The organism is Bradyrhizobium sp. HKCCYLS3077 (assembly GCF_051167555.1).
Lineage (GTDB): Bacteria > Pseudomonadota > Alphaproteobacteria > Rhizobiales > Xanthobacteraceae > Bradyrhizobium.
On record NZ_JBNPTH010000004.1, the window covers coordinates 322,943 to 349,619 of the forward strand.

The 26,677-nt window shown below is 66.3% G+C and carries 23 protein-coding genes; 14 read left to right on the forward strand and 9 right to left on the reverse strand.

Features of this window, described 5'->3' with window-relative positions; all coding sequences use genetic code 11:
• The first annotated feature begins 69 nt into the window (after positions 1-69).
• Complete coding sequence (gene lipA / locus ACQR0Z_RS17665) at positions 70-1,029, forward strand: lipoyl synthase (protein ID WP_434919496.1); 960 nt, start codon at positions 70-72, stop codon at positions 1,027-1,029.
• 10 nt (positions 1,030-1,039) lie between these two features.
• Positions 1,040-1,513 (forward strand): type II toxin-antitoxin system RatA family toxin, encoded by a 474-nt coding sequence (locus ACQR0Z_RS17670; RefSeq protein WP_434919497.1) that lies wholly within the window; start codon positions 1,040-1,042, stop codon positions 1,511-1,513.
• Between the two features lie 371 nt (positions 1,514-1,884).
• Here ACQR0Z_RS17670 and ACQR0Z_RS17675 read toward each other — a convergent pair whose 3' ends face one another.
• Positions 1,885-3,147, reverse strand: a complete 1,263-nt coding sequence (locus ACQR0Z_RS17675) for a methyl-accepting chemotaxis protein (RefSeq protein WP_434919498.1) — start codon at positions 3,145-3,147, stop codon at positions 1,885-1,887.
• Positions 3,148-3,977: 830 nt separating this feature from the next.
• Between ACQR0Z_RS17675 and ACQR0Z_RS17680 the strand changes: the two genes are divergently transcribed.
• Complete coding sequence (locus ACQR0Z_RS17680) at positions 3,978-4,535, forward strand: HD domain-containing protein (protein WP_434919499.1); 558 nt, start codon at positions 3,978-3,980, stop codon at positions 4,533-4,535.
• A 40-nt stretch (positions 4,536-4,575) separates the two neighbouring features.
• Here the strand turns inward: ACQR0Z_RS17680 and ACQR0Z_RS17685 are convergent, their stop codons facing one another.
• Positions 4,576-4,896 (reverse strand): hypothetical protein, encoded by a 321-nt coding sequence (locus ACQR0Z_RS17685; RefSeq protein WP_434858854.1) that lies wholly within the window; start codon positions 4,894-4,896, stop codon positions 4,576-4,578.
• Positions 4,897-5,115: 219 nt separating this feature from the next.
• Between ACQR0Z_RS17685 and ACQR0Z_RS17690 the strand changes: the two genes are divergently transcribed.
• Together ACQR0Z_RS17690 and ACQR0Z_RS17695 are read left to right on the forward strand one after the other, a co-directional pair.
• Entirely contained in the window at positions 5,116-5,463 is a 348-nt protein-coding gene (locus ACQR0Z_RS17690) for a DUF1127 domain-containing protein (protein ID WP_434858853.1), read from the forward strand.
• A gap of 349 nt (positions 5,464-5,812) precedes the next feature.
• A complete protein-coding gene (locus ACQR0Z_RS17695; protein WP_434919500.1) occupies positions 5,813-6,040 on the forward strand; it encodes a hypothetical protein in 228 nt (75 codons plus the stop codon).
• A gap of 30 nt (positions 6,041-6,070) precedes the next feature.
• Here the strand turns inward: ACQR0Z_RS17695 and ACQR0Z_RS17700 are convergent, their stop codons facing one another.
• The gene (locus ACQR0Z_RS17700) at positions 6,071-6,685 is read right to left on the reverse strand and encodes a CinA family protein (protein ID WP_315799941.1); all 615 of its coding nucleotides are present in this window, start codon (positions 6,683-6,685) and stop codon (positions 6,071-6,073) included.
• Between the two features lie 367 nt (positions 6,686-7,052).
• Complete coding sequence (locus ACQR0Z_RS17705; RefSeq protein WP_434919501.1) at positions 7,053-8,234, reverse strand: bifunctional 2-C-methyl-D-erythritol 4-phosphate cytidylyltransferase/2-C-methyl-D-erythritol 2,4-cyclodiphosphate synthase; 1,182 nt, start codon at positions 8,232-8,234, stop codon at positions 7,053-7,055.
• A gap of 467 nt (positions 8,235-8,701) precedes the next feature.
• On the opposite strand from ACQR0Z_RS17705, the gene dusB reads away from it, so the two are divergent.
• From dusB to hflX, 7 genes are all read left to right on the forward strand, one after another.
• Positions 8,702-9,655, forward strand: a complete 954-nt coding sequence (dusB, locus tag ACQR0Z_RS17710) for a tRNA dihydrouridine synthase DusB (RefSeq protein ID WP_434919798.1) — start codon at positions 8,702-8,704, stop codon at positions 9,653-9,655.
• A complete protein-coding gene (locus tag ACQR0Z_RS17715) occupies positions 9,652-10,839 on the forward strand; it encodes a two-component system sensor histidine kinase NtrB (RefSeq protein WP_434858849.1) in 1,188 nt (395 codons plus the stop codon). The genes dusB and ACQR0Z_RS17715 overlap by 4 nt, the downstream gene beginning before the upstream one ends.
• Positions 10,840-10,848: 9 nt before the next feature.
• Entirely contained in the window at positions 10,849-12,291 is a 1,443-nt protein-coding gene (gene ntrC / locus ACQR0Z_RS17720) for a nitrogen regulation protein NR(I) (RefSeq protein ID WP_434858848.1), read from the forward strand.
• 179 nt (positions 12,292-12,470) lie between these two features.
• A complete protein-coding gene (locus ACQR0Z_RS17725; protein ID WP_434919502.1) occupies positions 12,471-14,813 on the forward strand; it encodes an ATP-binding protein in 2,343 nt (780 codons plus the stop codon).
• Positions 14,814-14,830: 17 nt separating this feature from the next.
• Positions 14,831-16,201 carry a sigma-54-dependent transcriptional regulator gene (locus tag ACQR0Z_RS17730; RefSeq protein ID WP_434858846.1) on the forward strand — a complete coding sequence of 457 codons (1,371 nt, stop codon included), beginning with the start codon at positions 14,831-14,833 and terminating at the stop codon, positions 16,199-16,201.
• A 270-nt stretch (positions 16,202-16,471) separates the two neighbouring features.
• Positions 16,472-16,720, forward strand: coding sequence for an RNA chaperone Hfq (gene hfq, locus ACQR0Z_RS17735; protein WP_006613906.1), 249 nt, complete (start codon positions 16,472-16,474; stop codon positions 16,718-16,720).
• 27 nt (positions 16,721-16,747) lie between these two features.
• The gene (gene hflX, locus ACQR0Z_RS17740; RefSeq protein ID WP_434877443.1) at positions 16,748-18,124 is read left to right on the forward strand and encodes a GTPase HflX; all 1,377 of its coding nucleotides are present in this window, start codon (positions 16,748-16,750) and stop codon (positions 18,122-18,124) included.
• A gap of 7 nt (positions 18,125-18,131) precedes the next feature.
• Here hflX and ACQR0Z_RS17745 read toward each other — a convergent pair whose 3' ends face one another.
• From ACQR0Z_RS17745 to ACQR0Z_RS17755, 3 genes are read right to left on the reverse strand one after another with little or no spacing between them, the layout of a single operon-like run.
• The gene (locus ACQR0Z_RS17745; protein ID WP_434919503.1) at positions 18,132-19,904 is read right to left on the reverse strand and encodes a thiamine pyrophosphate-requiring protein; all 1,773 of its coding nucleotides are present in this window, start codon (positions 19,902-19,904) and stop codon (positions 18,132-18,134) included.
• Positions 19,882-21,567, reverse strand: a complete 1,686-nt coding sequence (locus ACQR0Z_RS17750) for an FAD-dependent oxidoreductase (protein WP_434919504.1) — start codon at positions 21,565-21,567, stop codon at positions 19,882-19,884. The genes ACQR0Z_RS17745 and ACQR0Z_RS17750 overlap by 23 nt, the downstream gene beginning before the upstream one ends.
• 23 nt (positions 21,568-21,590) lie before the next feature.
• Positions 21,591-22,964 carry an MFS transporter gene (locus ACQR0Z_RS17755; protein WP_434858842.1) on the reverse strand — a complete coding sequence of 458 codons (1,374 nt, stop codon included), beginning with the start codon at positions 22,962-22,964 and terminating at the stop codon, positions 21,591-21,593.
• Between the two features lie 126 nt (positions 22,965-23,090).
• Here ACQR0Z_RS17755 and ACQR0Z_RS17760 point away from each other — a divergent pair, with 126 nt between their 5' ends.
• Positions 23,091-23,993, forward strand: a complete 903-nt coding sequence (locus tag ACQR0Z_RS17760; protein ID WP_434919505.1) for a LysR family transcriptional regulator — start codon at positions 23,091-23,093, stop codon at positions 23,991-23,993.
• A gap of 24 nt (positions 23,994-24,017) precedes the next feature.
• Here ACQR0Z_RS17760 and mazG read toward each other — a convergent pair whose 3' ends face one another.
• The gene (gene mazG, locus ACQR0Z_RS17765) at positions 24,018-24,836 is read right to left on the reverse strand and encodes a nucleoside triphosphate pyrophosphohydrolase (RefSeq protein ID WP_434877448.1); all 819 of its coding nucleotides are present in this window, start codon (positions 24,834-24,836) and stop codon (positions 24,018-24,020) included.
• 148 nt (positions 24,837-24,984) lie between these two features.
• Between mazG and queC the strand changes: the two genes are divergently transcribed.
• The gene (queC, locus tag ACQR0Z_RS17770) at positions 24,985-25,716 is read left to right on the forward strand and encodes a 7-cyano-7-deazaguanine synthase QueC (RefSeq protein WP_434919506.1); all 732 of its coding nucleotides are present in this window, start codon (positions 24,985-24,987) and stop codon (positions 25,714-25,716) included.
• Positions 25,717-25,764: 48 nt separating this feature from the next.
• Here queC and ACQR0Z_RS17775 read toward each other — a convergent pair whose 3' ends face one another.
• A complete protein-coding gene (locus ACQR0Z_RS17775; protein WP_434919507.1) occupies positions 25,765-26,553 on the reverse strand; it encodes a hypothetical protein in 789 nt (262 codons plus the stop codon).
• Between the last annotated feature and the right edge of the window lie 124 nt (positions 26,554-26,677).

A 26,677-nucleotide genomic window follows, 5' to 3' on the forward strand; every position in this document is an offset into this window, starting at 1 on the left:
TCGGCCAGCCGGTTGCGGCGCAGCCCGGCACGGAATAGCTAGGGCGCAACAGAGCTTTGCTAGGTCCCCATGGTCACCATCGTCGACATCAACGCGAACACGCCGCTGCGCCCCCGTCACCCGGAGAAGGTGAACCGGCCGGACTCGGTCTCGCCGGCCAAGCCCAGCTGGATCCGAGTCAAGGCGCCGACCACCCGCGGCTACGCCGACACCCGCAACATCGTCCACGAGAACGGCCTCGTCACCGTGTGCGAGGAGGCCGGCTGCCCGAACATCGGCGAGTGCTGGGACAAGAAGCACGCGACCTTCATGATCATGGGCGACACCTGCACGCGGGCCTGCGCCTTCTGCAACGTCAAGACCGGCATGCCCGCCGCACTCGACGCCGGTGAGCCCGAGCATGTCGCCGAGGCCACCTTCAAGCTCGGGCTGACCCATGTCGTCGTCACCTCGGTCGACCGCGACGATCTCGCCGATGGCGGCGCCGCCCATATCGCGGCGACCATCCGTGCCATCCGCGCGAAGTGCCCGACCACCACGATCGAGGTCCTGACGCCCGACTTCCTGCGCAAGGACGGCGCGCTGGAGCAGGTCGTCGCCGCCAAGCCCGATGTCTTCAACCACAATCTCGAGACCGTGCCGTCGCGCTATCTCTCGGTCCGCCCGGGCGCACGCTACTTCCACTCGATCCGGCTGCTGCAGCGGGTCAAGGAGATCGACCCCGCCATCTTCACCAAGTCCGGCATCATGGTCGGCCTCGGCGAGCAGCGCCACGAGGTGCTGCAGGTGATGGACGATCTGCGTTCGGCCGAGGTCGATTTCCTCACCATTGGGCAGTATCTGCAGCCGACCAAGAAACATCACGCCGTGATGAGCTACGTCACGCCGGAGGAGTTCTCCAACTACGAGACCGTCGCCTACACCAAGGGCTTCCTGATGGTGTCGGCCAGCCCGCTGACACGCTCCTCCCACCACGCCGGCGAGGATTTTGCCAAGCTGAAGGCCGCGCGCGACGCGCTCGCGCGCTGATCGAGACGAGATGCCGAGATTTTCCAACAAGCGCCGTGTCGCGCACACGGCCGACCAGATGTTCGACCTCGTCGCCGATGTCGAGCGCTATCCCGAATTCGTGCCGCTGTGCGAGAAGCTGGTGGTGCGCCAGCGCAATGCGAAGCCTGACGGCACCGAGGTCGTCGTCGCCGACATGACGGTGTCGTTCAAGCTGGTGAAGGAGACCTTCACCAGCCGCGTCACGCTGGATCGCGCCAAGCGCAACATCCTGGTCGAATATGTCAGCGGGCCGTTCTCCAGCCTGGAAAACCGCTGGAGCTTCGAACCGCGCGAGCAGGGCGTCTGCGAGGTGACGTTCTTCATCGCCTACGAGTTCAAGAGCCGCATGCTGGCGATGCTGATGGGCTCGATGTTCGACACGATCTTCGCGCGGATGTCAGCGGCGTTCGAGAAGCGGGCGGACGCGATCTATGGGCGCAAGCCGGCGGTGTCGCCGACGTAAGGTCTTGCTGCTATCGATGATCGGCCTCAGTCGGCACCACACTCTCCGCCGTCATCCCCGCGAAAGCGGGGATCCATAACCACAGGATGGTTTGTGGCGGCAGGCAGGCAACTCCGACCTCGTCTCACCACATCTGCTGCGGCGTATGGATCCCGGGTCGGCGCCTCCGCGGCGCTTTGCGCCGCTGAGGCTTGCCCGGGATGACAGCGGAGGGTGGGGGCTGGTAGCTTGCCAACTCACAGCAAGCTGCGGCCGCGAAGCCGTCGCCAGCTCGACTCAGCTTCAAAATCCTATCCACGTTTCAAACAACTGCTCCGCGACATCGTCGCGGAGCCGGTCTGATCGCGGACCTGTCAGCCTGCGATCTTGCCCTATGCCGCCTGCACGGCGGTCAAAAAGTCCTTCACCTTGCCGCGCAGCTCGTCGGCATGCTTGGCGAGCTGCCCCGCAGCCCCCAGCATCTGCCGCGCGGCGCCGCCGGCGGATTCGACCGTCTGGCTGACCGAGCCGATATTGGTGGCGACCTCGCGGGTGCCGCTGGCGGCCTGGCTCACCGAGCGGGCGATCTCCTGCGTGGCGTGACCCTGCTGATCGACCGCGGTTGCGATCGTCTTGGCGATCTCGCTGATCTGGCCGATGGTGCCGCCGATGCCCTGGATCGCCGCCACCGTATCGCTGGTGGCGCGCTGCATCGCGCTGATATGCGCCGAGATCTCGTCGGTCGCCTTCGCGGTCTGGCTCGACAGGCTCTTCACCTCGGAGGCGACTACGGCAAAACCGCGGCCGGCATCACCGGCGCGCGCCGCCTCGATCGTCGCGTTCAAGGCGAGGAGATTGGTCTGGCTCGCGATCGCGTTAATCATGTCGGTGACGGCGCCGATCTTGGCAGCGGCGTCCGCCAGGCTGTTGACGAGATCGTTGGTGCGCGAGGACGCCTCGACCGCTTCGGCCGCGATGGTCGAGGAGGTTGCGACCTGGCGATTGATCTCGCTGACCGAGCTCGACAGCTCCTCGGTCGCGCCGGCCACCGACTGCACGTTCGACGAGGCCGAGCTCGACGCCGAGGCCACCAGCGCCACGCGCTGGGCGGCCTGATCGGCGGTCGCGGTCAGCGACCCCGCCGTCGCTTCCACCTCGCGCGAGGCGCCGGAGATGGCATTGGCGATCCCGCCGACCGTGGTCTCGAAATCCTTGGCGAGCTTCTCCAGCGCGCGCTTCTTCTCCTCGCGCGCGGCGACGAGGTCGGAGAGATCGCGGCGGAAGCTGAAGACGTAGGTCTTGCCCTCGATCTGGGCCGGCACCAAGGTGATCTGGACCAGGGCAGGGCTGCCGTCGGCACGCTTGGTGGTCCATTCGAAGCTGGCGTGTCCCTCGCGCTTGGCCTTCGCATCCATCTCGCGCACGACGTCGGCGGATTTCTTGCCGCTGGGCTGGACTTCCGGGGCCATCGCCGCCGGGGAACGCGACAGCAGGTCCTGCTTGCTGCGGAAGCCGCCGAAACGGACCGCGCTCTCGTTGCAGGCGATGATCTTGCCCTCGGACATCACCAGTATGGCGTCGCGATGGCGTTCGAACAGCTCGGCCATCAGGAGGTTGTGCACGCGATCAGCCGACTTGCCGGAGAAGAAAGCCATGGGGGTCCCGAATCCACTGTCAGAGAAGAATGCACCAGAGCTAGCAGGGCAAAATTAACCAAAACCTTCGGCCGCTGGCCGACACCCGTAATCTTTCGATCCTCCTGCGAACTGCGGCTGACGCGACGCAGCAGGGCGCCTCTCGCGGCGCAGGCGCGCCCGAGGCGTTGGAGATCGATGGCCCTCCGAGATCACGAGGGCGCAGGGAATGCCGGGCGCTGGCCGCAACCCATGGCCCGCCTGCAACAAAAAAGCAGGCGGCAGTCACCACAGGTTCAGCCGACATCCGGCATTCCCTGCGCGATGGTCTTCACGCTTATACGCAGTCTCCCCGGGGACCGGCTGTCTTGCCCCCGTGACCGGCGGATCATCACCGCCGGCGTGACACCAGCATCGGGGTGTCAGGACGCTGCGACTTCACGTCCGCCAGGAGCCGTTCGTCGGCACGTCCGAAAACGCGCTGCGGCTCACCAGCGGCCATCGCCTCCCCACCTCGCGTGTCGTGACGATCGCGATACGCCCCTCGTGTCGAGGCGGGATGAGGCATAAGAAGCATGAATTCTGGAAAGGCGAAATAGGAATATTTTTGCGGTCAGGACTGGACAGTGAGTCGAGCGTTGAAAGCGCTGGAGAAATTCGTCGCGGGGCGCACGGCTCCGGCTTCGCGATCAGCAGGCTCGAGAGAGCGCAAGGCAGCCGATACTGGCTTGCAGCCCAGCTGATTTGCCCGACGGGTGGGCTATGCTGGCGCGCGATGTCCCCCGGCGCGACCGGCTGCGTCTCACGTCTGCGGCGATGATCCGCGATCACCTGGAGAAGAAAGCAAACCGATGTCACTCTCGACCATCTACGACGACGCGCTGGTCTATGCAGCGCAGCTGCATCGCAGCCAATTCCGCAAGGGCAGCAACGTGCCCTACATCGCACATCTGCTGAGCGTCTCCAGCCGGGTGCTGTCGGCAGGCGGCACCGAGGTGCAGGCGATCGCCGGCCTGCTGCACGACGCCGCCGAAGACCAGGGCGGCCAGCCGACTCTGGACGAGATCCGCCGGCGGTTCGGTGATGGCGTCGCCGAGATCGTCGCCGACTGCACGGATTCCTGGGTCGAGCCGAAGCCGGAATGGCGTCCCCGCAAGGAAGCCTATCTCGCGAAGCTGCCACACAAGCCGGTGTCATCGCTCCTCGTGTCGCTCGCCGACAAGGTCGACAATGCCGAGGCGATCACGCGCGACCTCGACGAGGTCGGTGACGCCGTCTGGCAACGTTTCACCGGCGGCAAGGACGGGACGATCTGGTACTACCGCACGCTGAGCAGCATCTTCGATCAGGCGTTGCCGGGGCCGTTGGCGCGGCAGCTTGCGCGGACGGTGGGCACGTTTCCGTCCTAGCTGACGCGCATGCGCGGTCCGGTCGCTCCGTGCGAGCGGATCATGAACATAGCTTGGCACCGAGCGCACGCAGGCACGAGAGGCAGAACACGGCCTTGCGCTCCAGACGATCGTGGGCGGCATCGAATAGCGGCCAAAGTCCATTCTCATCGACGTCGATCGACGCTTCTGGCAACTCTGTCGGTGCGGCAAGCCCGGCCAAGCCGAGTTGATCGAAGCAGGCGTCGCAGACGAACAGGTGTCCCGGGATCGGGAGGCGATGACCGTCCGGCGTTCGTCCTTGCGCGACCTGTTGCGCGATGTGCTCGCAAGTCTCGGCGAGGACGGCGCGCCCATGTGTCGGGCAGACGATGATGCCCATTCGCTGTCTCCGAGGATGACAACTTCAGATCGATCAGCTATACAGCCGATCATGATCACCGTCGCCTCCCATCGTTTCGGTCGTTGGACGCACCGTCACTCACGGGCGGCGGGAGGATCACGCGCAATCTGATGAATTGCAGTCTTTGATCCGAACAGCCGCCAGAGACCTGGCGGTTTTTTTGTTGCCGGCAGGTCTTCGTTTCGAGGGGAGCCCGTCATGCCGAGCACGACCGACGATCCGAGCCTCAGCGCTATCGGGACGCGCGGATTGCGTGGTGTCGCGCATGCGCCGCGGATCTTCGAGCACTGTCGCGGTCGCTCCGCGCGACGTCCTGCTTCGCCAAAGCCGGGAGCCAACGTCTACTACTTGCCGCATCCCGTGGCCGACCCCGGCGGCGCTGAGCCCGAGCCAAAATCGCTGCTCCGGCTCTGGTGGGCACGCTGGCGCGAGCGCCGCTGCTTCGCCAGGGAACTGCCCTGGCTCGCCGACGAAGTGCTGGAGGACTACGGCCTCACGCGCGACGAAGCGCGGCGGTTGTGCCGGCGACCGTTCTGGCGTGCGTGAAGACTTCAGCTGAAACGGAGGGGCCGGCCCACCCACCGCTGTCATCCCGGGCAAGCCTTCACGGCGCATAGCGCCGTGAAGGCGCCGACCCGGGATCCATACTCCGCAGCAGATCTGGTCAAACGAGATCTGAGCCACGGACGTGCCGCCACACTGGATCCTGTGGTTATGGATCCCCGCTTTCGCGGGGATGACGACCGAGGGTGAGGCGACAGCGTCGCCTCACCCTCATGAGCAGGCAAACGCGGGTCGTTGATGATTGGTCTACGGCGGGGCAAAGTATAGCCAGCCCGCCACTCGCGAGCGGCGGAGGACTTCCACCTATTGCTTGCCGGTCCAGATTTCCAACATGACTACTCTGCTTGAGAAAGCTTTCGATGTGGCACGCCAGCTTCCGGCCGAAGAGCAGGACGAATTGGCGCGTGTGCTGTTGCGCCTGACCGGGCACGACGATGCTCGTGTGGAGTTGACCCCCGCAGACTTTGCTTCGTTTGAAGGCTCTCTTCGCGAAGCGGATCAACGCGAGTTCGCGACCGATCATGAGATCAGCTCGATCTGGGCGAAGCACGGTCTCTGAAGCTTCGCTTCACTGAACCTTCAACGGCCACTACGTCCGCGGCCGTCTCGGCGGCCGCTTCACCGGATGCAGCCTTGGTGCCCGTGCCACGCGCGGGCGCAGCCGGGTCGCCGCGGCGCGCTTCGGCTTGGCCGGCACCTGCGGCCTCGCCAGCTCCATCAGCATTCGCAACGCCTCGATCACCGATCGCGTCCGCACCGTGCTGCGGCCGATGGCGCCGAAGCGGTGCTCGCGGTGGGTGATGCGGCCGTCGCGGGCGGCGACGGCGAAGTGGACGAGGCCGACCGGCTTGCCGGGGGTGGCGCCGCCGGGGCCGGCGATGCCGGTGATCGCGACGGCGAGGTCGACGTCGGCGCGCTCGAGGGCGCCGACGGCCATCTGGATCGCGGTCTCCTTGGAGACGGCGCCGAAGGTCTGCAATGTGGAGGCCTCGACGCCGAGCATCGCGCGCTTGGCTTCATTGGAATAGGTGACGAAGCCGCGATCGATGACATCGGAGGAGCCGGGGATCTCGGTGAGCGCGGCGGCGACCAGGCCGCCGGTGCAGGATTCGGCGGTCGCGATCATCAGCTTGCGCGACCGGCAGAGGTCGAGCAGCGAGCGGGCCAGCGCACTGGTGGAGCCGATTTGACGTTCGCTCGCCATGTCCCCGGTCGTCCTCGCAGCGATAGCTACCCCAACAACACCGCGCCGAAGAGAGAGTGCCCCGATGGATTTCGAGACGCTTCCATGGGCTCGGTTTCACCTCGCTTCGCCAGGGCGAAGCGAGGCTTCGCTCGGGCGGGCGAGATCGGATCGCATCGTCAGATACGATCCGGGTAAGGGGGGCTGTCCGCACGCACCGCCCGTGCGGCTGCCCCTCACCCCAACCCTCTCCCCGTAAGAACGGGGCGAGGGAGCGCACCGTGGTCGCGGTGATAGCTCGACTCAAGCTCGGATTGGATCAATCTCGTACCTCGATGTCAGGAGCGGAGGTCTCCGTCACCTGGTCGGATCGATCCAGTCCTACTCGCTACACACCCCACGGCAGCCGGATCGTCGCGCTGGCCGTGGCCGCGATGCCTTCCTCGCGGCCGGTGAAGCCGAGGCGTTCGCTGGTGGTGGCTTTCACGGCGATGCGCGAGATGTCGATGCCGGAGATCTCGGCGATGCGGGCGCGCATCTGGTCGCGCAAAGGTCCGATCTTCGGGCGCTCGCAGATCATCGTGACCTCGAGATTGGCGATGCGGCCGCCGCGGGCGGTGACGCGCTCGATGGCGTATTTCAGGAATTGGTCGGAGGAGGCGCCCTTCCACTTCATGTCGGAGGGCGGGAAGTGCGAGCCGATGTCGCCGTCGGCCAGGGCGCCTAAAATCGCGTCAACCAGAGCGTGCAGGCCGACGTCGCCGTCGGAGTGGGCCAGGAAGCCCTTGCTATGCGGCACACGCAGGCCGCACAGCCAGACATGGTCGCCTTCGCCGAAGGCGTGGACGTCGTAGCCGGTGCCGGTCCTGATGTCGCCGAGCGATGCTGCGAGGCGCGCTTCCTCGCGCACGAAATCTTCCGGGGTGGTGAGCTTCATGTTGGCAACATCGCCCTCAAAGGTCGCGACGGTCAATCCCGCCCATTCGGCAATCGCCGCATCATCTGTGAACTCGGTCAGGCCGTCGCGCGCCGCGCGGCGATGCGCCTCCAAAATCGTTTCGAACTTGAAGGTCTGCGGCGTCTGCGCGATGCGCAGTTTCGCGCGCTCCGGCGTCGCGGTGATGTCGCCGGCGGCACCGACTTCCTTGATCGTATCGGTGACGGGCACGACGGGGATCGCGGCGCCGGTCTTGTTCGCAGCGACGATCGCCCGCGAGATCACGGCCGGTGTCACGAAGGGACGGGCGGCGTCGTGGATCAGCACGATCTCCGGCTTGTGCGGCACCAGCGCCTCGAGACCTGCGAGCACCGAGGCCTGACGCGTGGCGCCGCCATGCGCAGGCGCTTCGTGGCGCAGGCCTGACACGGCCGCATTGAAGACGTCGATGTCATCGGGATTCACCACCGGCTGCACCACCGCGACCTCGGGATGCTCGGCGAAAGCTGCGAGCGCGCGATGGATGACGGTGCGGCCGCCAATGCTGCGGTATTGCTTCGGACCGCCGGCGCCGGCGCGCAGGCCACGGCCGGCCGCGACGAGAATGGCTGCAGTCCGCTGAGAAGTCGTCATGGGAACAGGGTATCGATGCTGATGAGATGAGGGAGCGGTGAATGGTCGCGGCTTCTTACATCCGCAGAGGATGTTAAGCGAGCAGGATCACACATTGCATGAGGCGCGGCGGCGACTCCAGTTAAGGTGAAGGGTGCAACATCACCTCGACGGGCAGATTTGGTCCGGGCCTGGCCCGGTCTTTCGCGCATCTGCACGAAGCCATGCAAAAACCCGGCAGCTCACGGGTTTACCATGACTGCCGAACAAGCATATTTTGCTGCACTGCACTTGAAATGTGGATGGTCTTGGCTAAAGTGTAGGCATGACGCTTGACTGCCCAAGAATTGTGCTTGAGAGTGCAGGGCAGACGCAATGATGCGTCGCATGAGCTTTAAGAGTCGTTCGTGACCGGTCCGGCCAATACACCTGCCAAACAGTTGAAGATAGGCGACGTTTTGCTCGCCAACCGGGCTGTCCTCGCGCCGATGTCGGGCATCACCGACGCGCCGTTCCGTCGAGTCGCGGCCGAGCTCGGCGCAGGCCTGGTGGTCTCCGAGATGACCGCGAGCGACGATCTGGTGCGCGGACGGTGGATATCGCGGCTGCGCTGCGAGGCCAGCGGAATCGGCCCGCATGTGGTGCAGCTCGCGGGCTGCGAGGCGCACTGGATGGCCGAGGGCGCCAAGGTCGCGGCTGATGGCGGCGCCGACATCATCGACATCAACATGGGCTGTCCGGCGCGCCACGTCACCGGCGGCCAGTCCGGCTCCGCCTTGATGCGCGACCTCGATCATGCGCTGACCCTGATCGAGGCGACCGTCGAGTCCGTCGACGTGCCCGTGACCCTGAAGATGCGGCTCGGCTGGGACGAGCGCAGCCTGAACGCGCCGGAGTTGGCACGCCGCGCCGAGGCCGCCGGCGTGCAGCTGATCACCGTGCATGGGCGGACGCGGCAGCAGTTCTACAAGGGCGAGGCCGACTGGAGCGCGGTGCGCGCGGTGAAGCAGGCCGTCGACCTGCCGGTCCTCGTCAATGGCGACATCACGAGCTATGAGGACGCCCGCGAGGCGCTGGACGCCTCCGGCGCCGATGCGGTCATGATCGGTCGCGGCGCGCAGGGGCAGCCCTGGCTGCCCGGCCAGATCGGTCGCAGGCTCGACGGCGGGGCCGAGGAGGGCGCGCCGGAGCTCGCCCGGCAGCTCGATCTGCTCACGGCGCTCTATGACGAAATCTGCCGCCACTATGGCGAGCGGGTCGGCCTGCGCCACGCCCGCAAGCATCTCAGCTGGGGGCTCGACGTCGCCGCCGAGCATGCCCAGGCGCCGGCCGAAAAACTGAAGGCGTGGCGCGAGCGTATCCTGACATCGGAGCAGCCGTCCCAGGTGCACCGGGCGCTGCGCGAGGCCTTTGACGATTTTGCCTGGAGTGCAGCCGCATGAGCTCAGCCGCAGAACAGCGCAAGCGCCTTCCGTCGGATGGCGATGCCATCCTCAACGCCCTGCCGAATCCGGTCCTGGTCATCGGCCCGGACGGCATGATCATGGACGCCAACATGGCGGCGGAATCGTTCTTCGATTCCTCGACGCAGTTTCTGCAGCGGCAGTCGCTGAAGAAGCTGGTGCCGTTCGGCTCGCCGCTGCTGGCGCTGATCGACCAGGTGCGCACCACCAACGCGCCGGTCAACGAGTACAAGGTCGACCTCGGCACGCCGCGCACCGGCGCCGACCGGCTCGTCGATCTTCATGTGGCCCCCTTGCCGGAGCGGGCAGGGCACATCGTGGTGATGCTGCAGGAGCGCACCATCGCCGACAAGATGGACCGCCAGCTCACCCATCGCAGCGCCGCGCGCTCGGTGATCGCGCTGGCCGCGATGCTGGCGCATGAGATCAAGAACCCGCTGTCGGGCATCCGCGGCGCTGCACAGCTGCTGGAGCAGCAGGCCTCCTCCGAGGACCGCATGCTGACGCGGCTGATCTGCGACGAGGCCGACCGTATCGTCACCCTGGTCGACCGCATGGAGGTGTTCGGCGACGACCGGCCGGTGGCGCGCGGGCCCGTCAACATCCACTCCGTGCTCGATCATGTGAAGCGGCTGGCGCAGTCGGGCTTCGCGCGCAACATCCGCTTCATCGAGGACTACGATCCGTCGCTGCCCCCGGTGCTGGCCAACCAGGACCAGCTGATCCAGGTGTTCCTGAACCTGGTCAAGAATGCCGCGGAAGCGGTCGTCGACCTCGGCTCGGACGCCGAGATCCAGCTCACCACCGCCTTCCGTCCGGGCGTGCGGCTGTCGGTGCCCGGCAAGAAGTCGCGGGTGTCGCTGCCGCTGGAGTTCTGCGTCAAGGACAACGGCCCCGGCGTGCCCGAGGACCTGATGCCCAATCTGTTCGATCCGTTCGTGACCACCAAGCCGACCGGAAGCGGCCTCGGTCTTGCATTGGTCGCGAAGATCATCGGCGACCACGGCGGGATCATCGAGTGCGAATCGCAGCCGCGCAAGACGACCTTCCGGGTGCTGATGCCGATGTACAGCGCAACCAAACAACAAGACCACGGCCCAAAAAACAGCATTGGCGACGACGTTTCGGGGACGTCGTTGCATGCCTCTCAGGGATCAAATTGAGGACCACCCATGCCTGCAGGTAGCATTCTCGTTGCCGACGACGATACGGCCATCCGCACGGTCCTGAACCAGGCGCTCTCACGCGCCGGCTACGAGGTGCGGCTGACCGGCAATGCCGCCACGCTGTGGCGCTGGGTGAGCCAGGGCGAGGGCGATCTCGTCATCACCGACGTGGTGATGCCCGACGAGAACGCGTTCGACCTCTTGCCGCGGATCAAGAAGATGCGGCCGAACCTCCCCGTGATCGTCATGAGCGCGCAGAACACGTTCATGACCGCGATCCGGGCCTCGGAGCGCGGCGCCTATGAGTATCTGCCGAAGCCGTTCGACCTGAAGGAGCTGATCGCGATCGTCGGCCGCGCGCTCGCCGAGCCGAAGGAGCGGGCGGCGAGCCAGCCCGACGACAACGAGTTCGAATCGATCCCGCTGGTCGGCCGCTCGCCGGCGATGCAGGAGATCTACCGCGTGCTCGCGCGTCTGATGCAGACCGACCTCACGGTGATGATCTCCGGCGAGAGCGGCACCGGCAAGGAGCTGGTGGCGCGCGCGCTGCATGACTACGGCAAGCGCCGCAACGGCCCGTTCGTCGCCGTCAACATGGCGGCGATCCCGCGCGACCTGATCGAATCGGAACTGTTCGGCCATGAGCGCGGCGCCTTCACCGGCGCCAACACCCGCGCCTCCGGCCGTTTCGAGCAGGCCGAGGGCGGCACCTTGTTCCTCGACGAGATCGGCGACATGCCCATGGAGGCGCAGACGCGGCTTTTGCGCGTGCTGCAGCAGGGCGAATACACCACCGTGGGCGGCCGTACCCCGATCAAGACCGACGTCCGCATCGTCGCGGCCTCGAACAAGGACCTGCGCATCCTGATCCAGCAGGGGCTGTTCCGCGAGGACCTGTTCTTCCGCCTCAACGTCGTGCCGCTGCGGCTGCCGCCGCTCCGCGAGCGCATCGAGGACCTGCCGGACCTGGTGCGGCACTTCTTCGCGCTGGCCGAGAAGGACGGGCTGCCGCCGAAGAAGCTCGACGCTGCCGCGCTGGAGCGGCTCAAGCAGCACCGCTGGCCGGGCAACGTCCGCGAGCTGGAAAACCTCGCCCGCCGCCTCGCCGCGCTGTACCCGCAGGACGTCATCACCGCCTCGGTGATCGACGGCGAGCTGGCGCCGCCGGCGGTCACCACCGGCTCCAACGCGCCGACCTCGATCGACAATCTCGGCGGCGCCGTCGAGGCCTATCTATCCTCGCACTTCCAGGGTTTCCCGAACGGCGTGCCGCCGCCGGGCCTGTATCACCGCATCCTCAAGGAGATCGAGATCCCGCTGCTGACGGCCGCGCTCGCCGCCACCCGCGGCAACCAGATCCGCGCCGCCGACCTGCTCGGCCTCAACCGCAACACGCTGCGCAAGAAGATTCGCGACCTGGACATCCAGGTTTACCGCAGCGGCGGCTGATGACGGTGATTTGATACTCCCGAGGCGGGCGCAAACCCGCCCCAGCTGAGAATTATTGTAGACAAACCCGCGACGGACTTCCGCGCCGTGGATTTGTCGCAATTTGGCAACAGCGTGGTAGGAATGCATCAGTCCGATTCCCCGGACGTGCCGCGTTCATCCTCACCACCCTTGCCGGAATGACCAGCGCAGAAACCTCGGCCACCCCCTTCGATTCCGCGTCCGCCGATGGCCGACGCTGGACCTGGCGCACCTGGCTGGCGCCGGTGGCGGTGGCGCTCGCGCTGCTGTCGGCCTTCCTGACCTTCATCGTGCTGGTCGGGCTGACCCCGGTCGAGCCGACCACCGAGGTGGTCAAGACCTTCTATTTGATCGACGCCGGAACGATCCTAATCCTGGTCGGGATCATCATCCGCGAGGTCTGGCAGGTCGTGCAGGCCCGCCGGCGCGGCCGGGCGGCGGCGCGGCTGCATGTCCAGATCGTCAGCCTGTTCTCGGTGATCGCGGTGCTACCGGCGGTGCTGGTCGCGGTCGCCGCCAACGTCACCATCGACCGCGGTCTCGACCGGCTGTTCTCCGGGCCCGCCAAGGTCGCGATCCAGAACTCGCTGACCATCGCGCGCGCCTACATGCAGGAGCACGCCCAGTTCATCCGCGGCGACATCATCGGCATGGCCACCGACATCGCGCGGGCACGGCCGCTGTTCGATCAGGACCGCGCCAGCTTCCGCGAGCTGCTGACCGCCAGCGCCGCCTCCCGCAACCTGCCGGGCGCGATGATCATCGACAAGAACACCAACCCGATCGTGTGGGCGGAGACCGGCGGCGTGCAGCTCGCCTATTCGCCGCCGGCGCCGGAGTTCCTCAACAATGTCGGCGAGCAGGAGCCGGAGATCGCGGTCCTGCCGGAGTCGAACTACGTCGCCGCCGTGATCCGGCTGCGCGCCTTCAACGACACGTTCCTCTACGTCGCCCGTCCGCTCGATCCGCAGGTCGTCGACCAGCTCAAGCAGACCGAGCTGTCGGTCGCCGAATATGCCCAGGTCGAGGCGCGGCGCTTCGGCATCCAGATCGCCTTCGCCCTGATGTTCGCGGTGATCGCGCTGACGATCCTGATGGCCTCGGTGCTGATCGGGCTGAACTTCGCCAACTGGCTGGTGGCGCCGATCCGTCAATTGATGAATGCCGCCCACACCGTCTCGACCGGCGATCTCAACGTCCAGGTGCCGGTGCATCGCTCGGAGGGCGATCTCGCCCAGCTCGGCCAGACCTTCAACAAGATGACGCAGGAGCTGCGCACGCAGCGCGACGAGCTGGTGAGCGCCAGCGACCTGATCGACAGCCGCCGCCGCTTCATCGAGGCCGTGCTGTCCTCGGCCTCGGCGGGCATCATCGGCGTTGATGCGTCCGGCAGCGTCGGCATCCTCAACCGCTCCGCCGAGAAGCTGATCGGCCATGCCGAGCAGGAGGTGCTCGATCATCCGCTCTCCGACGTGCTGCCCGAGCTCGACGACATGATGAAGACCGCGCGCGAGGGCAAGCAGCGCCTTGTGCAGGGACAGATCACGATCCAGCGCGACGGTCACGAGCGCAATCTGTCGGTGCGCGTCACGGCCGAGCAGACCAACCAGGCGCGCGACAGCTACATCATCACGCTCGATGACATCACCGAACTGGTCTCCGCGCAGCGCACCTCTGCCTGGGGCGACGTCGCGCGCCGCATCGCACACGAGATCAAGAATCCGCTGACGCCAATTCAGCTTTCCGCAGAACGGATTCGCCGCAAATTCGGCAAGGTCATCACCGAGGACAAGGCCGTATTTGAGCAATGTACCGAGACGATCGTGCGGCAGGTCGACGACATCAGGCGAATGGTCGACGAGTTCTCGCGGTTCGCGCGGATGCCCAAGCCCGTGATGGAAGGCGAGGACGTGGCCGACACCGTGCGCCAGGCCGTGTTCCTGATGAAGGTCGCGCATCCCGAGATCGACATCGAGACCGAGATCAAGCAGGACCCGCTGCGCGCGCAGTTCGACCGCCGGCTGATCTCGCAGGCGCTGACCAACATCATCAAGAACGCGACCGAGGCGATCGAGGTGGTGCCCGAGGCGGAACTCGGCAAGGGCCGCATCGACGTCGTCGCCTCGCGCGAGGGCGAGGACGTGCTGATCGACGTGATCGACAACGGCATCGGCCTGCCGAAGGTGGCGCGGCAGCGCCTGCTCGAGCCCTACGTCACGACGCGCGCCAAGGGCACAGGGCTCGGGCTCGCGATCGTCGGCCGCGTGCTGGAAGACCATGGCGGCAAGCTCGAGCTGAAGGACGCGTCCGACTTCCGTTCCGGCCAGCGCGGCGCCTGGATGCGACTGCGCTTCGCCGTCTCCGGCCAGGCCGCGAAGACGGATGCCAAGGAGCAGGCGGCGGCCACAAACAATGCGCAGAAGACCGGCAGCGGCGAAACCGCAGACCCGGTCCAAACGACCAATGATGAACCAAAGATCCAAGCCGCAACCGGCAGCTGACGAGACAGGCGTGACCCATGGCGAGTGATATTCTGATTGTCGACGATGAAGCCGATATCCGGGAGCTGGTTGCCGGCATCCTGGATGACGAGGGCTTCACGACGCGAACCGCGCGCGACAGCGATTCGGCGCTCGCGGAGATCACGAGCCGGCGTCCGAACCTGGTGTTCCTGGACATCTGGCTGCAGGGCTCCAAGCTCGACGGCCTGCAGCTGCTGGAGCAGATCAAGAAGGACCATCCCGATCTGCCGGTCGTGATGATCTCCGGCCACGGCAACATCGAGACCGCGGTCGCCGCGATCAAGCGCGGCGCCTATGACTTCATCGAGAAGCCGTTCAAGTCGGACCGGCTGATTCTCGTCGCGACGCGCGCGCTGGAGAACTCGCGCCTGAAGCGCGAGGTGCGCGAGCTGAAGCAATTGGCGCCGACCGCGAGCACGATGACCGGCCGCTCGCCGTCGATGAATCAGTTGCGCCAGACTATCGAGCGCGCCGCCAAGGCCAACAGCCGCATCCTGATCGTCGGTCCGCCGGGCTCGGGCAAGGAGCTCGCCGCGCGCACGCTGCACGCGCAGTCGCCGCGCGCGGAGGGGCCGTTCGTCGTCATCAACGCCGCCGCGATCACGCCGGAGCGGATGGAGGAGGAGCTGTTCGGCATCGAGCAGTCCAACGGCGAGCAGTCGCGCAAGACCGGTGCGCTCGAGGAGGCGCATGGCGGCACGCTGTTCGTCGACGAGATCGCCGACATGCCGCGCGAGACGCAGAACAAGATCCTTCGCGTGCTGGTCGACCAGACCTTCCAGCGCGCCGGCGGCACCACCAAGGTGCATGTCGACGTCCGCATCATTTCCTCGACCGCGCGCAATCTGGAGGAGGAGATCGCGGCGGGCCGCTTCCGCGAGGATCTCTATCATCGCCTCTCGGTGGTGCCGATTCGCGTGCCGCCGCTGTCCGAGCGGCGTGAGGACATTCCCGAGCTGATCGACTATTTCATGGACCAGATCTCCGTCACGACCGGCCTGCCGAAGCGGCAGATCGGTCAGGACGCGATGGCCGTGCTGCAGTCGCATGTGTGGCCGGGCAACGTCCGCCAGCTCCGCAACAATGTCGAGCGCGTGATGATTCTCGCGGCCGGCGGGCCGGAGGTGATCATCACCGCGGATATGCTGCCGCCTGACGTCGGCTCGATGGTGCCGGCGATGCCGACCAGCAACAATGGCGAGCACATCATGGGCCTGCCGCTGCGCGAGGCCCGCGAGGTGTTCGAGCGCGATTATCTGATCGCCCAGATCAGCCGTTTCTCCGGCAACATCTCGCGCACCGCCGAGTTCGTCGGGATGGAACGGTCCGCCCTGCATCGCAAGCTGAAGGCACTGGGGGTGGGCTAGCGCCTCTCAACCCGGCCAACTTTGCCGACTGGACGAATTTACACTGGAAAATCCGTCCAGTTCCGGAATTTTACGGGCGAATCCGGGTCTTTTGGAACCCGCTTCCTTGCAAGCGGCTTGCCTAATATGCTCGCCTGTCTTCTAATCCGGCATCCCGTGGTCCCTCGAGGGGGATCTCAATGGACCATGGGACCATCGATGAATCCGGGGCCTGCGATCGGGTCATCGAAGGTTCAATAAGAAAAAGCACAAGACTGCGAGATAACAACAATGGCGGCCGACCGCGCACAAAACCTACAAGACACCTTTCTCAACCATGTCCGCAAAACCAAGACGCCGCTCACGATCTTCCTGGTCAATGGCGTGAAACTGCAGGGGATTGTCACCTGGTTCGACAATTTCTGCCTGCTGCTCCGGCGCGATGGTCACTCGCAGCTCGTCTACAAGCATGCGATCTCGACGATCATGCCGGGCGCCCCGATTCAGCTGTTCGAAGGCGGCGAGGACGCGTCTGCGTGAGAGTGACCTGACGTGAGAGTGACCTGATTGGAACCCAGGGATCGCCAAGGGTTCATCGGCCTTTCGAGGCCGGATGACGTCAAGACAACGGGGCTGGTCATCGTGGTCGGCCCCTATTTGCGGGCGCGCCGCGGCGATGACGCGCAGTCCGCGCACGCCGACATGCGAGATTTCGAGGCGCGGATCGACGAGGCCGCCGGTCTCGCGCGCGCCATCGATCTCGTGGTCGCCGAATCGATTCTCGCGCCGATCGGGCAGATCCGTCCCGCGACCTATCTCGGCAAGGGCAAGGTCGACGAGATCGCCGGCGTCATCGCCGGGCAGGGCGCCGAGCTGGTCGTGATGGACTGCGCGCTGTCGCCGATCCAGCAGCGCAATCTGGAGAAGGCCTGGAACACCAAGGTGCTCGACCGCACCGGTCTCATTCTCGAAATCTTCGGCCGCCGCGCCAAGACCAAGGAAGGCGCGCTGCAGGTCGAACTCGCGCATCTCAACTATCAACGCAGCCGCCTGGTGCGGTCCTGGACCCATCTCGAGCGCCAGCGCGGCGGCTTCGGCTTCATGGGCGGCCCCGGCGAGACCCAGATCGAGGCCGACCGCCGACTGATCGGCGATCGCATCACCCGGCTCGAGAACGAGCTGAAGAAGGTGCAGGCGACGCGGCGGCTGCATCGCGCCGGACGCCAGCGCGTGCCGTATCGCGTGGTCGCGCTGGTCGGCTATACCAATGCCGGCAAGTCGACGCTGTTCAATCGGCTCACGCGCGCCGACGTCCAGGCCGCGGACATGCTGTTCGCGACGCTGGATCCGACCCTGCGCGCGATCACTTTGCCGCATGGCGGCAAGGCGATGCTGTCCGACACCGTGGGCTTCATCTCCAACCTACCGACCCAACTCGTCGCCGCCTTTCGCGCGACGCTGGAAGAGGTGCTGGAGGCGGATGTCATCCTGCATGTGCGCGACATGTCGCATGAGGATGCCGAGGCGCAGCAGCATGACGTCGAGCTGGTGCTGAGCCAGCTCGGCATCGATCCCCAAGCGACCGACGGCCTCATCGAGGTCTGGAACAAGATCGATCGTCTGGATGAGGCCGCGCGCGAGAATCTCGCCAACATCGCCGCGCGCCGACCGCCGGAGCGGCCGTGCCTCATGGTCTCCGCCGCAACGGGCGAGGGCGTCGACGTGTTGCTGCAGGCGATCGAAGATCGCCTCGCGGCCGCGCGCACCACGCTCGATCTCACGATCGATGCGGCCGACGGTGCCGGCATCAGCTGGCTGCACCGCAATGCCGAAGTGCTCGCCAAGGAACTGCACGAGGGGCACTACGATATGACGGTGCGTGTCGACGCCACCAAGCGCGACATCGTCGTCGAGCGTTATCACGGCGTGCCCCGGGTCGCGTGAGCGGCGGCTAAAGCGGCGTGACTGCAACATGCAGAACTGCGGCGCGGCCGCCGTCGACGGCTGCAAGGCAGCGCTCGATGGCTGCATCGAGCGCGTCGGGATCGTCAGTCCGCTCGCCATGGGCTCCGAACGCGCAGGCGATGTCGGCGAGACGCCGCTGTTCGTCCTGGCGCCCCGTCGAAAGTCGCGACAGGAACGAGTCGCTCTGCTGCGCGGCGCCGTCGGGATAGACACGCTGGACCGAGGCCTTCACGGCCTGCCATCCCGTGTTATCGAGAATCACGGTGAAGATCGGCAGCTGATACTGCTGCGAGACGGCATAGACCGAGTCCGGCGCCGCGAAGTGATAGGCGCCGTCGCCGATCACCTGCACGACGCGCGTCTCGGGATTGGCGAGCTTGAGCCCCAGCGCCATGCCGCCGCTGAAGCCGAGCCCGCCGCCGGCCAGACCCACATAGGTCATCGGCCTGGTGCGGCGGAGCTGCTGCTGCAGGACCGGAGCGTTGCGGACCGCCTCGTTGAGCACGATGTCGTCTTCCGACAGCAGCGCCTGCAGCCGGGCAAACAGATAGGCCGGGTTGATGGCGCCGCGTGAGCCCTTCTGGGCAGCCGCAGAGCTCCGCCTGGCCTCCGTGGCCTCGCGGGCCGGCCTCCAGCTTGCGATCCGATCACGGACCTTCTTCAGATAGGTCTCGTTGCTGCGGGCGACGACGATCTCCAGCACCTGGCGCAGAATGACGGCCGAGTCGCCCTGAACGCGAAGGTCGGTCGCGAACCCCCACATCGGAATGTCGGCCTTGAGCGCATCGACGTCGATCTGGATCCATCGCAGCCGGTCCGCTGCTTTGAGAGTCTGCGGAATGAACGGGACGTCGATGTCGATCAGGAGACCGAGGTCGGCGTTGGCGACGAGCGCGCCGGGATCGGAGCCGGCGAAGCAGGGCGAGTCCTGGCAGATGTTCATGGTGACGGGATTGAACTCGGCAACGCGAATTCCGCACACGAGCGCCAGCCGCTCGAGCATGGCAACGGCCTCGGCATTGCGTCCGAGATAGGCGGTCAGCACGATCGGGTTGTCCGCTTGCATCAGCGCGTCCGCAATCGCCCAGGCGAGCTCCGGCTCGATCCCTCCCGCCATGACGCTGCCAAAGCGCGCAGGCGGGTAGGTGGGCATGGCGTCGTCGTCCCACAGCTCGGCGAGAATCTCGCGCGGCAGCATCATGTAGACCGGACCAGGCGGATCGCTGTGCATCACGGCGGCCGCGCGCGCCAGCGCTTCCTTCACGACCACCCCCGAGGGCAGCGTGTAGTCCCATTTGACGTAGGGCCTGACGATGCTGGCCTGATCGAAACTGTCCTGGACGAAGTGGACGTACGTATCGCGGCCTCCCGGCAGCTCGCCATGGACGGCGAAAGGCGCGCGCCCGGCGACCAGCAGGACCGGCAGCCGGTAGCGAAAGGCATTCTGGATGCCCATGCAGGCGTTGGCGGTGCCGGCATCGACGTGGACGAAAACGGCCTGGCCGCGGCCTGTCATGGCCGCATAGCCCATCGCCATATGCACCGCGACCACCTCGTGGGGGCATAGGATCACCTCGGGGTGGCATCGCCCCTCGGCGTCCCAGCGTGCGATCTCCTCGATCAGCGACACATGGTCCGTGCCGAGATTGGCGAAGATGTAGTCGATGCCGAGCTCGACCAGCGCCTCGAGGAAATAATGCGCCGTGCTATGGCGGGCAGCGGCGCGGGGGCGCGGATCAGGCGACGACGGCAGCGTCACGGTGCATGGCCTCAGGCTGGATTGCGTTGCCACGCAGGCGGTCGAACAGCTGTCCGGGATCGCGCGGTGCGGCCATGCCGCGCCAGGCAATGTGCGAATCCGGCCGGAGCAGCAGCAGGTGTTCCGCGAACTGATAGCCGGCCTTGGCGCGGTCGACGTCCACGAGCACCAAGGGGACGCCCTGACGGGCTGCGGCCTCCACGATCGCCGTGGCATCGACTGCCGGATCGAACCGGACCAGCGTATAGGCCGGGCCGAGGGCATCCAGCAGCGACCGTCCATCCGCGAGCCAGACATGGGGCGCGCGTGCGCCCGGCACCGTGGAGGCGGTGAAGTGGCCCATGCCGTAGGGCGGCGGCGTCTCGCCATCATAGGCGATGGCCGGCGACCGATCGTAGTAGTAGCCGAAGTTCAGGCCGGCGCAGCAATATTGCTGCACGTTGAGGTCATAGGCGGCCTGGCCGACCTTGCTGCGCGCGGCATCGCCGGCGGGGCCATCCATTTCCACTTCGGGAGGGACCGAGCGCCGCTGGCTCATCACGGCAAGCGCGTGGTTCATGGCGAAATGCGACACCTGCTCGGTGATCGGCTGGCGCTCGGCTTCATAGGCGTCGAGCAGGGCAGGGGCGGCCCAGCCCTGGATGACGCCGGCCAGCATCCAGCACAGATCGACGGCGTCGGCGATCCCGGCGTTCATGCCGTAGCCCGCATAGGGAATCCACAGATGCGCGGCATCGCCGCAGATGAAGGCGCGGCGATCGCGGAAGCGATCGGCGACCAGGCGACGGCCGATCCAATCCTCCTTGCTGATGATCTCGTACTGGAAGCGATCGTCGACGCCGAGGATGGTGCGCAGCGCCCAATCGCGATCGACGCTGTCGAACTCGATCTCCTCGGCCGCGAGATGGTTGTGGATCAGCCAGGTGTCACGGCCGTCGATCGCCACGGTGGTGCCGCAGCGCCTGGGGTTGAGCGACATCGTCATCCAGGCCGGCTTCTGGGTGATGAGATCCTTCAGCGCGGGCGCATGGATGTAGGTCGACTGCACCCGCTGCACGACGTCGGTCCCACCAAGGCGGGAGCCGATCAGCCGGCGCACGGTGGAGCGGCCGCCGTCGCAGCCGATCAGGTAGTCGGCTGAAATCGTGATGTCCTGCTCGGAGTCGAGATCACGGGCGTGGGCGACGACGCCGTTGTCGTCCTGTTCGAACCGATCGAGCTGAACGCGGTTGAGGATCTTGATGCGAGGCTGCGCCTCGGCGCAGGCGAACAGGATGGGCTCGAGATAGATCTGGTTGATGCGGTGCGGCGGCTCCGGCGTCGGCCAATCGGTGTCTGGCCCTCCCGTCGCGGTGTAGCGGTCCTGGCGGGAGGGGATCGGGATGCGCGTCAGCTCGCGCCCGACCACGGCGGTGCGGTAGGCACAATCATTGGGAAAATCAGCGGGCAGGCCGCCGTCGCGCACCTGCCGGACGATGCCGAGGCGGCGAAACACCTCCATGGAGCGCGCCGAGACGTGGTTGCATTTGACGTTCGGCGGCTCGCCGGCGCGCCGGATCTCGGCGACCACGACGTCGATGCCGCGGGAGGCAAGATCCATGGCCGCGGTCAGTCCGACCGGGCCCGCGCCCACGATGAGCACCTGGGTCTGAATCATCTTCATGTCATGCTTTCTTTGCGTGTGATCTAGGCGCGCTCCGGCGCCGAGAGCGCCTCGCGCTGGGGTTCGTCGGAGGTCGGGAGGCTGCCGCGCATGCTGAGGAGCGCCAGTCCCAGGATCACGAGCGCCGAGAACAGTTGCGGCACCGCGCTGGCCTGGAACAGCGAGGCGACGTCCCATTTGGCCGCCAGCATCAGGCCGCCGATGGTGACGCCGAGGATCGAGCCGAACCGGCCGATGCCGAGCGCCCAGCCGATGCCGGTGCCGCGGATGTAGGTCGGATAGATCCGCGCCGCGTAGGCGTTGCAGCCGATCTGTCCGCCAATCACGGCGACGCCGGCAATGAAGACCGCAGGCACCAGGATCGGCAGCGCGGCGCCGGCGACGCCGATGGTGATGATCGACAGAAAGCCGGCGACGTAGGTCACGAACAGCACGCGGTCGAAGCCGAACCGCTCGATCAGCAGCCCGAGGCCGATCGTGCCGAGCATGCCGCCGAGCTGGAACGCCACGCCGACGGCGATCGCCGCCTGGACGTCGAGCCCGACGCCATGCGTAAGCGTCGGCAGCCAGCTGTTGAGGAAGTAGATGTCCATCATGTTCATGAAGAACATGACCCACAGCAGCAGGGTCGGCAGCAGGCGCCGGTTGGTGAAGAGCTGCGGCAGCAGGAAGCCCTTGCCGCTCTCCTCCACGATCGTGAAGCGCGCATCGGCCGGAAGCCGTGCGGATCGATCGATGCGCGCCAGCAGCGCGCGGACCCGGTTGCTCTTGCTCGGATCGAGCGCGAGCAGTGACAGCGATTCCGGAAGCCAGACGATCAGAACCGGGCAAAGCAGCAGCGGCAGGACGCCGCCGATGAGGAAGATGACCTGCCAGCCATAGGCGGTGATCAGCTTGGCCGCGACCGCGCCGCCGATCGCCGAGCCCAGCGACACCGTCATGAACATCAGCATGATCAGTAGGGTGCGGCGGCGCTGCGGCGCGTATTCGCCGGTCAGCGCGATCGTGTTGGGCAGCACGCCGCCGAGGCCGATGCCGGTGACGAAGCGAATGAGCACGAGGTCGGATACGCTTCCAGCCTGGGTCGTCGCCAGCGATCCCAGCGCAAACACGAGGACGCCGGCCACAACCAGCCATTTGCGTCCGAGATAGTCGGCGAGCGCGCCGAACACCAGCGAGCCGACCATCACGCCGAACAGCGAGGCGCCGAACACGGGGCCCAAGGCTCCCGGCGCGAGGTGCAGATCCTTGCTGAGGGCGGGCGCCACGAAGCCGAGCGCCTGGGCGTCGAAGCCGTCGAGCCCGACGACGAGCGCGCACAGGCAGATCACCCGGACCTGGAATCCCGACAACGGTCGTTCGTCGACGTAGCGTGTGAGATTGATCGCTTGCGACAATTGTCCCTCCCCAGTGAGCTTGTTGTTACCTCGCGCCCTCGGTGGCGCCGGCTGTTTGCAAATATGTTGCATGATCAAACTCTTTCGATTAGCCACAAAATTCTCATTCATTCATGAGGAAAGCTAATGGGACCGACACTGCGCCAGTTGGAGGCCCTGGTCCTGGTGTATCGGCTCGGCAGCATCACCAAGGCGGCGGCCGAGCTGCGGGTCACGCAATCGGCCATCAGCCTGCTGATCCGGCAGATCGAGGATCACTTTCAACTCAGGCTGTTCGACCGGACGACGCGCGCCCTGCACCCGACCGCGGCTTGCCGCGAGGCGATCACGGCCGCGGAGCGCATCATCGCCGGCGCGCAGGGGCTATCACAGCGCATGCGCGACCTCGCCGAGATCAAGTCCGGCCGCATCTCCATCGCGGTTTCGGCCGGGGTGGCATCGGCGCTGTTGCCGCGGGTATTCGCCGCGTTTCGATCGCGGCATCCCGACGTCAGCATCGATCTGCGCGATGTCGCGCCGGATGAGCTGATCGCGGTCGTGATGGCGGGGGATGCGGAGTTCGGCCTCGGCAGCGTCGAGGACGAGGGCATTGCGGAGGTGCGGATCGAGCCGCTGATGCAGAGTCCGCTTTCGGCGATCGGGATCAAGGACGGCCGCTTCGAAAAGAGCCGCCGTCTGACCTGGGACGGCATCATGAGCTCCGACCTGATCACGATGCGCCGGGGTACGCGGATTCGCCGTCAGATCGACGAGGCGCTGGCGCAGAGCGGGCGAGCCCTCAAGCCGGTGCTGGAGGTCTCGCTGATCACAACCGCGCTCTCGCTCACCGCCGAGGGGGCAGGGGTCAGCATTCTGCCCGGACACATGCTGCCGCAGGGGCAGTTTCCGACGCTTGCCGCCGTGCCGCTGTCACAGCCGACGATCCATCGTCACGTATCCCTGCTGAGCCGGGCCGATTTCGGCCTGTCACCGGCGGCCCAGCGCTTCATCGAAGTCACCAAGCGCGTGCTGTCGGCCAAGGGCGCTTGATCAGGCACCTTCGGCGATCGCGCGCTATGTCTCCAGCCGTTTCGCCTCGTTCCACAGCTCGTCCATCTCGTCGAGCGAAGCTTCTTCGAGCGTCCGTCCCTTCTGCGCGAGCGTGCGCTCGATATAAGCGAAGCGGCGCTCGAACTTGGCATTGGTGCCGCGCAGCGCGGTCTCGGGATCGACATCGGCGTGGCGGGCGAGGTTGACGAGCGCGAACAGCAGGTCGCCGGTCTCGGCGGAGAGCTCGGTCGCGTCCTTCTTGTCGAGGGCGGCTTCGATCTCGTCGGCCTCCTCGCGGATCTTCTGCAGCACCGCGCGCGGGTCGTTCCAGTCGAAGCCGACGGTCGCCGCTTTTCGCTGCAGCTCCATCGCGCGCACCAGCGCCGGCTGTCCGGCCTTGACGCCCGACAGCAGCGACGACTTGCCGGCCTGCTCCTCGGGCGGCCGGCGGGCGGCGCGCTCGGCCTTCTCCTCGGCCTTGATGCGATCCCAGGTGCCCTTGGTCGGCTTGGTGACGTTGCCGTCCTTGTCCGGGAAGACATGCGGATGGCGGCGGATCATCTTCTTCGTGATGCCCTCGACGACATCGCCGAACGCGAACGCGCCTTGCTCCTCGGCGATCCGCGCGTGATAGACCACCTGCAACAGGAGATCGCCGAGCTCCTCGCGCAGATCATCGAGATCCGCACGCGTGATCGCGTCCGCCACCTCATAGGCTTCCTCGATCGTGTAGGGGGCGATGGTCTCGAAGGTCTGCTCGACATCCCACGGACAGCCGGTGACCGGTGTGCGCAAGGCCGCCATGATCTCGATCAGGCGTGAGATGTCGCGGGAAGGAAGCATGGGCAAATCCTGACAGCATCGTTCGATCCGTCCTGTATGCCCCAAGCGGCGCACCGGTCCCAGCAAAAACCGGTTGATGGCGCGGGCCGCGGCAGCGGGTTGGCCCGGTCCTGCGATGATGCTAAGCGGAAGGCCATGAGTGACCAGCATGAGTGACCAGAACGCGACGCGCGAGCAGGACATGACGGCCCTGGTGCTGTTCTCCGGCGGGCAGGATTCCACCACCTGCCTGGCCTGGGCGCTCGACCGCTTCGCGCGCGTCGAGACGATCGGGTTCGCCTACGGCCAGCGTCATGCCATCGAGTTGGCCTGCCGCGATCGGCTGGTCGAGGGGATCGCGCGGCTGCGGCCCGACTGGGCCGGCAAGCTCGGCGACAGCCACACGCTGGACATCCCGACGCTGGCCTCGATCTCCGAAACCGCGCTGACGCGCGACGTCGCGATCGAGATGGGCGAAGACGGCCTGCCGAACACCTTCGTGCCCGGCCGCAACCTGGTGTTCCTGACCTTCGCAGCGGCGCTCGCCTATCGGCGCGGCATCCGTCACATCGTCGGCGGCATGTGCGAGACGGATTATTCGGGTTATCCGGATTGTCGCGACGAGACCATCAGGTCGCTACAGACGGCGCTGAGCCTCGGCATGGCAAGCGCCTTCGAACTCCACACGCCGCTGATGTGGCTGTCAAAAGCCGCCACGTGGCGATTGGCGCACGATCTCGGCGGCAACGGCCTCGTCGATCTGATCCGCGACCAGTCGCACACCTGCTATCTCGGCGATCGCGGCGAGCGCCACGAATGGGGACATGGCTGCGGCCAGTGCCCCGCCTGCGAGCTACGCGCCAAGGGCTGGCGCGAGTTCATCGCGGGTGTCGCGTCCTGATACGAAAGCGGGGCCTGAAGGCCCCGCGAATGGGTATTGCAAGTAAGCTCAGGCGGCTTCGTGATCCGACGGCTCACGCTTGCTGACGACGACGAGATCGGCGTCGGCGACGTCGTGATCATCCTCGCCTTCATGGGCCGCAGCGGCGGCCGCCTGCGCGGCGAGACGCGCGGTGATGTCGTCCTTGGCGTCCTTGCCGCTCTTCTCCCAGGCGGGGGCGTTCAGCACGACGATGTCATCCTCATGCACGGCATCCGCGTCATGGCTGGCCGGCACGATCGAAGGCGAGGCCACCGGCGCATCGACGACGCGAAGCGCCGGCGCCTCGGCTTCAGCGGTCTCGGTGGCGGCCGCTTCCTCTTCGGCCTCTTCCTGGGCGACCACGTCCGGTTCGGCCTCGGCTGGCGCAGCTTCCTCGGCAGGTGCTTCCGTCTCTGCCATCTCCGCTGCGGCGACGGCCTCGGCAGCCGGCTCGGGACTAGCTGCTTCCGGACTTGCCGCTGCCGCGGGCTCATCAGCCGGCGCCTCGTCCTGCGACGCGAGGCCGAGGTGCTGCGAGACCTCCTTGATCAGCCGGTCGAGCGCGGCCAGCACGCGGTACTCCGGGATCGAGGTCATGTGCTGCTCGAAGCGATTGCGCGCATATTGCAGCGAGTCGATCACGTCGGTGGCGATCAAGCCGGCCTCGGTGCCATGCAGGACGCCGGCGGCCTTCTCGGTTGAGCTCTGGATCAATAACAACGCTTCGTATTGCGGAATCGACTTGAGCTTCTCATGGTAGTCATGACGCACGCCGGCGAGCGTGTCGACGATGGTGGCGAACTCTGGCGCGGGCATTTCTCGACGTCCCCCTCAACTTCATTCAAGAAGATGCGCGGGACGCTACGGACACAGTGATGAACGTTCAATTTCGAACGAATACGGCTCTTCCGGGCATGAATACCCGGCCGTTAAGGCGAGA